Genomic DNA, 7,073 nt, shown 5'->3' on the forward strand with positions numbered 1-7,073 from the left:
GATTGACGAAAGGATAACCGGTACAGGAGTCCCCCGGAAACTTGAACACATAGGCTTCCTGGCCTTCATAAATACCAAGGTATTCGAAGGTGTCACCGTATTGCTCAATAAGTACACGGGCCTCGTTCTTTACTTGTTCCGGTATATTCATAACGCATAAAAGGCATATTGGAAGCCTCGGTTGCAAAGTTATAAATTATTCTTGAATTACTGATGATTATGGACATAAAAGATTTTACGGAAATGATAAAGCGGAAACGTGACAGGCTGGACAGTATGATGCGCCGCAAAATGCCAGTCATGGTAGGACGAATGGCCAAAGACCATTTTCAGGATAACTTCCGGCAGGGTGGATTTGTCAATGGCGGTCTTCACCCTTGGCCCAAAGCCAAACGGCTGTCCTCGGGAGGTTCCGATGCCGCCAGCAATTATGGAACGCTGCTCTCCGGCAGGAAGCATCTGTTCAAATCGGTCGGATATACACCTGCAGACTACCGGGTAAGGGTATTCAACGAGGTGGTCTATGCACCCATCAACAACTGGGGCGGGGAAATCGATGTCACCGTCACAGACCGCATGAGGCGCTTTGCATGGGCCAAGTTCTACAAGGCTTCGGGAAAAAGAAAAAAAACCGGCACAGGGCAAAAGAAACGCGTCAAACGACGTTCCAAGCCGAAGGAACTGAATCCGCAGGCACAGTTCTGGAGGAACATGGCGCTTACCCCAAAAAAGAAACTGCACATCCGCATCCCGCAGCGCCAGTTCATGGGCGAAAGCGAAGAATTGAACCGGCGTATCCGGGAAAAGGTGGACCAGGAAATTACCAACATTTTAAACCAATAACGATATGGACGAAATTTTTATCGCAATCATGGAACAGATTGCACAGGAAATGCCGGAACTCTCTCTCATCGACGAGGACTACGGACAATTGGAAATGGGAGCAGAAGAAGACCAGTACCCGGTCACTTTCCCTTGTGTATTAATCGGAAATACAAACTCCGACTGGCACGACCTCGGATACGGGGCACAGAAAAGCGAATCCGCACTGACCGTCCGGCTGGCCATCGATTGTTACGACGATACAAGCTACGCATCCGGCACGTATGACAAGGTGAGGGAAAGGCAGCAGCTGGCCAAGAAATTATACAAGTCGCTGCAGTGTCTGCAATGCACGGACAACGCTTCGCCGCTGGTACGCGAGAAAAGCCGTTCGTATGCCATGCCGCATTACATCAAGGTCTATGAAATGACGTTCTCATTCACACTGCACGATGAATCGGCCATGCCGTCATCTTATGGGGAATAGTTCCAGCTGGGCGGCAGTCAGACGGGGGGCTTTCACCTTGGGAACAGGCTTCAGATTGTAGTCTGTTCCCTCACGTGATTTCCGGCGGATGATGGTCATGATACGTTCCTCGGATATAAAGAATTCGCGCTCCGACAACACTTTTAAAGCATCGTCGAACCGCAACCGCTGTATTTCTGTCCAATAGTAGTAACGACGGCATAGTGCCTCGTCACGCAGCTTGATCAGTTCTTTATCCCGTCCTTTGCCCATACATTTTATTTCTCTTACAAAAATAACTGATTTCCATCTATTTTAAGAACAAAAGCGCCGCAATTATAACAACTGCGGCGCTTTCTGTTTATAGGGTTAACGGGTTTCGGTTACAAACGGCAGAAACTGGGTTCAATGCGGGTCCATACGCCGTTTTCAGGGTTGCGGCGGCTGAAGTAGTAGTTGGTGGCATTGCGCTGCACTACATTAGCTTCCTTGAACAGGCGCATGATGTCTGCATACTCTTCATCGAACTTATCTTCCAGTTCATACAGCTTTGAAATGCTCTTGTAGTCCAGGTCGCCCATCTTGTTGCGCTCCAGCAGGGTCATGGCCATCTGATACATCGGATCATCAGAACCTTTCTCGCTGTTCTGCATGTAGCGCTTCAAATAGTCAATCAGACGGTCGGCTGCCATGTCGGCTCGTTCATCGAAGCCTTTCACCTTGTTGCTTTTCACTTCCAGACGGAAGTCTCCGTCCGTAATGGTATAGCTGCGCTGTTCGTCGCTTTTCACCTGGCCGTATTCCTTCATCACCTTGGTAAAGGCATCGGCTTCTTTTTCCAGCCATCCGCGGAACCCGGTCACGGCATTCACCATCTCAAGAACGTTGGTCTTTACTTCGTGCATAAACTCACCGCGTAATGCCTCGTAAGTTTCACGACGGGCGATGCGGTCTTCTTTCTCTTCTTGCTGCAGCTGGGCCATGAGGGCTGCTCGCTGTTCTTTACTCAGGGACTTGATGTCCACACTTTGATTGTTCTTTTCCATTTTAAATCATTTTAGTTGTTAATCAGCTATTACTTTGTCATCCTTCAGCAGCAAAGCGAATGTCCTGTCTCTTTCTGCTTTGGTTTCAAACTTCTTGTATGTCTTCCAGCCACCGTTTATGCCGGTACACATCTTTATCCTCGGGCCTGGATAATCATCCTTTCGTATTATACAGAACCCCGCTTTTATCAGCTTGTCTTGGTCATCTATCCTCATAATCATCCTGCTTTTCCGGTTCATCGTCTATCAGCATGGCCTCCCCATTGGCATACGCCCAGTCGGCCAGTTCGTTGAAAAACTCCGCTGCATCCTGGTTCTCCATATCGGATGTCGTAAGGGTCACGTCTTTTCTTATGCGCTCAAGCGCTTCATGTGCTTTTTTATCCATATTGCTCTATTTATCGGTTAAACCTCCTGTTCGTTGGATAGCCCGCAGTTTGATGGCCAGTTGTTCCAGCTCGGCTGTACTAACCTGAACAAAGGGCTTGCCGGCTATCCGGGGGTTGTTGCAGAATTCGTTCACCCGGTTCCAGTCGGTGGTGTCTAGACCCAACTGTTGCATCAGCTTCAGGCAGACGCTGCGTTTCCGTCGCAGTTCCTCGCGAAGTTTCTGCCGCCATTCGTCTTGTCCGCTCAGTTTCTCCAGAGCAGTACAACAAACTTCATACTCCTTGGCCGTCATTTCCTTCAGACTGTCTGTCCGGTTCCACGTGTACTGCAGCACGATTTGTTTTTTGAATTCCTCCCGATCGCCCTGATAAGGCAGTTTGTTGAACAATGCATAGAACCGGGCGAAATTGGTTACTTCCTGTGCCATATCATCCTTTCACTTTTTTCTCCACTGAAAGAATTGCCAAACTTATCATCATAAGTTTTACAGACTGGCTGTCCTCTTCAAACAAATCAATATCCGCAACCACAGGCTCACCGCTCATGGTGTTCCATATTTGCTCTACCTCTTTCGTCTTCTTTTGATTCATCAAAAAGAGATACGCGTCATACTCGGAACGGTCAAATTCAAATACGACCTGAACTTTCTGTTTTTCTTCCATACATTCACTATTAAAAGGTTATTCAAACAATACTTTAATGCCACACGAACTGGCTACGTCAAGCTCCAGTTTGGCTCCCTTGCTCAGTTCCCAGTCCTTCAGCATGTAGATATAGTCACAAGCCAGCAACAGGGCAATGTCGGCCCGCATGTGGGCTCTCCAATGAGCTTCATCCGGCAATCCGTTCCTGAAAGGGTTTACAGGATCATAGCCTTGTGCCATCAGTTTCTCCTCGGCACGGCTGAAGGCTTCCTTGCGCTCATTCATATCATAGTGCGCGATGGCTCCGCTGATGTACACTTTCCCGGCACCGGTCGCTTCACCACGTTGAAAAGCCTTGTGTCGTTCCCACCGTTCCGGAACCACCACACTGTAGTTGCACGATTGGCAGCAGCAGCCTTCTTCTTTCACCGGGAACGGATTGTATCCGTAGCCCTCATACTCTTTGCCGCAGATGCAGCACACTTTCTTTTCTTCTTTCTTTTCCATCACTTCAAATCTTTAATGTTTATTTGGCAGGACGGATGCCATACCTGAATATTCCGAGCAAACATCACATCCCTGGTTTCTATCACTACGTGTCCCTTTGTCTTGGCCCTGCGCAGACGGAGGTCGCTTTGTATGTTACGTTCTACCCAATCGTCCACCACGGCCTCCGCTTCCTGTTCTTTCAGGAGTATCTGGTACAGCTTATTCTCCCATTCCATCATTCAAATAATCCTCCATATTATCGTCCTTCAATGTTTTGGCAGCACCTTCTTCCCATATCACGTAGGGCTCACCGGGCCGCTCCATAAAGCGGCTTTTGCACCAGGCTTTGAAACAGCTTACCATGATTTTCACATCGGCATCATATTCCACCTTGCGGGCGCTTCTACCTGCCGGATGAAGCCCCTCGGCATGGCTGATGAAGATAAACAGTTTCTTGGGATGACGTTCCTTGAACTCCTTGTAGGTTTTGTAGTTCAAGCCGCTGTATTGGAAGCTGTCGATAATCACGATTCCGGGACTGCCTCTGCGCCGTAACCGTTCCTCCAATTGCTCCATCGGTTCCCGGTCAAGGATAATCAGCTTCTTTTTCACTTCACCCATCTTGTGCCGTTTCAGGCTCATCTGGAACGACAAACCGGTACTTTCTTCCAAACTGTCATAAATTACGCGTCCGAAGCTACACAGGTACTTGGCCAGCTGCATCACAAAGCTGCTCTTACCGTTTCCGCTGGCTCCCCAAATAATCCACACGCCGCTCTTGGCCGGGTTGCCTATCGAGGTTTGCCAGTCCCCGGAAAACTCGAACCGGGGAATCTTCATGTTCAGCACCTCACCGGGACTGTAGGCTCTCTTCAGTTTCACGGTTACCTCCTTTCAATTCTTCAATAAGAGCATCAGCATAGTCCACAGCAAGTCTGGCAACTTGTTTTATAGACATTATACCTGATGAATTGCTTCTTACTACCGGAAGCATGCTTTTGGCAATTTCATATCTGCGCTGTTCCCAGTCTATCTCATTCGCTTTTCTCATCTCGCGATGGATACCGATAACAGCATCCATCGCTTGCATTTCTATCTTGCTTATCATGCCTGCATCCTCCTTAATTTTTCGATTTCGGTATATACGCGCCGCAAGCCGCCTCCGGTGCTATGAACAATCTTGGCAATGTCGGCACCGTCCGGGGCATTGATTTTTGCGACGATGGCAGCCTGTGCCTTCAGAAACTTTTCGCGTTCCTGCGCATCGTCCGGGGTCACCTTGCTGTAGGAGTCACCGTAGCGGCTCAACATTTCGGTATAGCCCACCTTCTTGCCTTCGATGGCGCGGTTGATCTTCTCCTTTAATCCGTCGGCACCCATCATATACCAGGCACAGCAGCGTTCCGTAGCGTTCCAAAGCGCCTTTAACTCCAGGAAGGCTTCATACTGCAGGTCCCCGGCTTCATCCAGGATAACCAGGGGCGTATCAATCGTGCGCAGGTAGGCCACCAGATCCTCATACACGTCGCTATAGCGTCCGTTGCTGGTCACACCGAATTCCTTGGCAATGTAGCGTATCAGCTTCAGTTTGGTCTTCACCTGGCTACAGTCCACATATACGGCGTGCTTGTGCTGCTTCACGTAAGCTTTCGCTGTAAAGGTCTTGCCGATATTGGGCATATCGCACAGGATGGCACTCAGCCCGCTTCCCTGGCACACTTCCAGCTGCTTGCTCACAAACACGTAGGTCGGGGTCTGTGCTGCCAGCCAAGGTATTTCTGTACGCAGTTGCACGCCTAATCTTCGGGCTATACCTACCCAGTTGGCATCACTGACCTGCTTTTCATAATTGCCCCGCTTGATGGCATTGTAAACGCTGGGGGCTATGCCCAGTGCCGTGGCATGGCGGTTGTCACTGGGATAATTTTCACGGTCGGCGGCTATCGCTGCCACAATACGTTGCTTTACTTCATTTGTTATTTCCATTTGAATGCTGTTTTAAATTCGTTCTAACGTCGTTAATTATATCTTGGCTACTGCATCATGCTCGAAGGCACTGATGTCCATATAGGCTGAGTAATCTTCTTCCTCGGCTTGTGCAGGAAGGGGAACGGCTTCCGCCTGTACCTCTGTTATCAGCTTTGCTTCCTCTTTGGCAAGGATGCCCACACGCTTGATCTTGCCGTCCTTCATCATCTTGTCGAATTGAGCTACATACTTGGACTGTTCGGTATAGGCTGCCTTGTCGTACTCGGTCTGCTCGGCTGTATTCTCATTGTAACGGGCTACGGGCTTGCAGGTGGCGATATATCGTCCGTTCTGGTAGATATATACCTCGTTGATGGTTCCGTCGGCATCGGGCAGATAATAGGCATCTACCTTGTAGTTCCTCGGCTCCAGCTTTTCGATGATTTCCGGGCTGGGCAGTCCGTATTGGTTGTACATCACCGTGCAGTAGGTGTTCTGCCGGATGGTTGTTTCGGTGTGCTGTCCGATGAACCGGTAAAGAACGGCCTTGTCCCAAGGTGCAAGGTTCGGGTTCTGATGGGCGCAAAGCACATCCCAACGGCTCATGCCCGGATAGCGCTTGTGGTTGGGGTGAGGCGGTGCGTTGAAGGTCTCAATGGCGCGTATATCATCGGCTACCAATTCTTCATAACTATAGGTCTTCACCTTGTAGGTGTTGTTCTTTTCTTCATACACCTTTTCTTCCTTCGGGCGGTTGGCCTCCAGCTTGGCATACCATCGGCCGATACCTACCTGCGTGCGTTTCTCCACACCGTATTTCTTTTCGCGGTTCTTGTGCTCGGCACGTTTTTCACGCGAGTTCCCGGGGTTACACCAGCGGATCAGGGGGAAGACGGTACCGGCTTGCATCAATCCGTCGGCAAAGTCGCTTACCAGGTGGTGTTCCACTTCTAACTCGGCGGGGATATACATGCCGTTCCGGTCCAGGGTCTGGAACATGTTTCGCATGCAGTCTAAAAATAACTCGGTAGTCTTGTACCGGTTGTAGGCATATCCCACCACAGCACCGCTCACCACATCGTAGGCATAATAGGCTTTCACTCGGTTGCCATCCTTCATTGGGCGCGGCAGGTCGCGGTCGTCAAGAGAAACCTTACTCAAGGAATATTCACCGATGCTGCGCAGATGATAAGGACGGTAGGCATTGTTGAAATCCCATTGGCTCATGTGCCGCTTACCGCGAAGGGC

At 49.7% G+C, this 7,073-nt stretch carries 13 protein-coding genes and 1 pseudogene; 2 read left to right on the forward strand and 12 right to left on the reverse strand.

Annotation, left to right across the window (positions count from 1 at the left end; genetic code table 11):
* Positions 1-219 precede the first annotated feature (219 nt).
* A complete protein-coding gene (locus ABUA47_RS14475; RefSeq protein ID WP_171028970.1) occupies positions 220-843 on the forward strand; it encodes a hypothetical protein in 624 nt (207 codons plus the stop codon).
* 4 nt (positions 844-847) lie between these two features.
* A complete protein-coding gene (locus tag ABUA47_RS14480) occupies positions 848-1,309 on the forward strand; it encodes a hypothetical protein (protein ID WP_007562523.1) in 462 nt (153 codons plus the stop codon).
* On the opposite strand, the gene ABUA47_RS14485 is transcribed toward ABUA47_RS14480, so the two are convergent.
* From ABUA47_RS14485 to ABUA47_RS14540, 12 genes and pseudogenes are all read right to left on the reverse strand, one after another.
* A complete protein-coding gene (locus ABUA47_RS14485) occupies positions 1,292-1,561 on the reverse strand; it encodes a hypothetical protein (RefSeq protein ID WP_007562525.1) in 270 nt (89 codons plus the stop codon). The genes ABUA47_RS14480 and ABUA47_RS14485 overlap by 18 nt on opposite strands.
* A gap of 110 nt (positions 1,562-1,671) precedes the next feature.
* Positions 1,672-2,334, reverse strand: a complete 663-nt coding sequence (locus ABUA47_RS14490; protein ID WP_007751532.1) for a DUF3164 family protein — start codon at positions 2,332-2,334, stop codon at positions 1,672-1,674.
* An 18-nt stretch (positions 2,335-2,352) separates the two neighbouring features.
* The gene (locus ABUA47_RS14495) at positions 2,353-2,550 is read right to left on the reverse strand and encodes a hypothetical protein (RefSeq protein WP_007562529.1); all 198 of its coding nucleotides are present in this window, start codon (positions 2,548-2,550) and stop codon (positions 2,353-2,355) included.
* Positions 2,537-2,722, reverse strand: coding sequence for a hypothetical protein (locus tag ABUA47_RS14500; RefSeq protein WP_007562531.1), 186 nt, complete (start codon positions 2,720-2,722; stop codon positions 2,537-2,539). Before ABUA47_RS14500 ends, ABUA47_RS14495 begins: the two co-directional genes overlap by 14 nt.
* Before the next feature lie 6 nt (positions 2,723-2,728).
* Complete coding sequence (locus ABUA47_RS14505; protein WP_349831721.1) at positions 2,729-3,151, reverse strand: hypothetical protein; 423 nt, start codon at positions 3,149-3,151, stop codon at positions 2,729-2,731.
* A 1-nt stretch (position 3,152) separates the two neighbouring features.
* On the reverse strand, positions 3,153-3,386 hold the full coding sequence (locus ABUA47_RS14510; protein ID WP_007562534.1) for a hypothetical protein: 234 nt from the start codon (positions 3,384-3,386) through the stop codon (positions 3,153-3,155).
* 18 nt (positions 3,387-3,404) lie between these two features.
* The gene (locus tag ABUA47_RS24985; RefSeq protein ID WP_007562536.1) at positions 3,405-3,875 is read right to left on the reverse strand and encodes a DUF4406 domain-containing protein; all 471 of its coding nucleotides are present in this window, start codon (positions 3,873-3,875) and stop codon (positions 3,405-3,407) included.
* Positions 3,875-4,096 carry a hypothetical protein gene (locus ABUA47_RS14520; RefSeq protein WP_007751522.1) on the reverse strand — a complete coding sequence of 74 codons (222 nt, stop codon included), beginning with the start codon at positions 4,094-4,096 and terminating at the stop codon, positions 3,875-3,877. The genes ABUA47_RS24985 and ABUA47_RS14520 overlap by 1 nt, the downstream gene beginning before the upstream one ends.
* Entirely contained in the window at positions 4,077-4,739 is a 663-nt protein-coding gene (locus tag ABUA47_RS14525) for an ATP-binding protein (RefSeq protein WP_032558186.1), read from the reverse strand. Before ABUA47_RS14525 ends, ABUA47_RS14520 begins: the two co-directional genes overlap by 20 nt.
* A complete protein-coding gene (locus tag ABUA47_RS14530; protein WP_007751518.1) occupies positions 4,708-4,965 on the reverse strand; it encodes a hypothetical protein in 258 nt (85 codons plus the stop codon). The genes ABUA47_RS14525 and ABUA47_RS14530 overlap by 32 nt, the downstream gene beginning before the upstream one ends.
* The gene (locus ABUA47_RS14535) at positions 4,962-5,843 is read right to left on the reverse strand and encodes an ATP-binding protein (protein WP_007751516.1); all 882 of its coding nucleotides are present in this window, start codon (positions 5,841-5,843) and stop codon (positions 4,962-4,964) included. Before ABUA47_RS14535 ends, ABUA47_RS14530 begins: the two co-directional genes overlap by 4 nt.
* Positions 5,844-5,879: 36 nt before the next feature.
* Positions 5,880-7,073, reverse strand: a pseudogene (locus ABUA47_RS14540) (hypothetical protein); the annotation flags it as partial.

This window comes from Bacteroides sp. RTP31139st1_H2_RTP31139_211217, from assembly GCF_040227615.1.
In the GTDB taxonomy this organism is placed as follows: Bacteria; Bacteroidota; Bacteroidia; order Bacteroidales; family Bacteroidaceae; genus Bacteroides; species Bacteroides uniformis.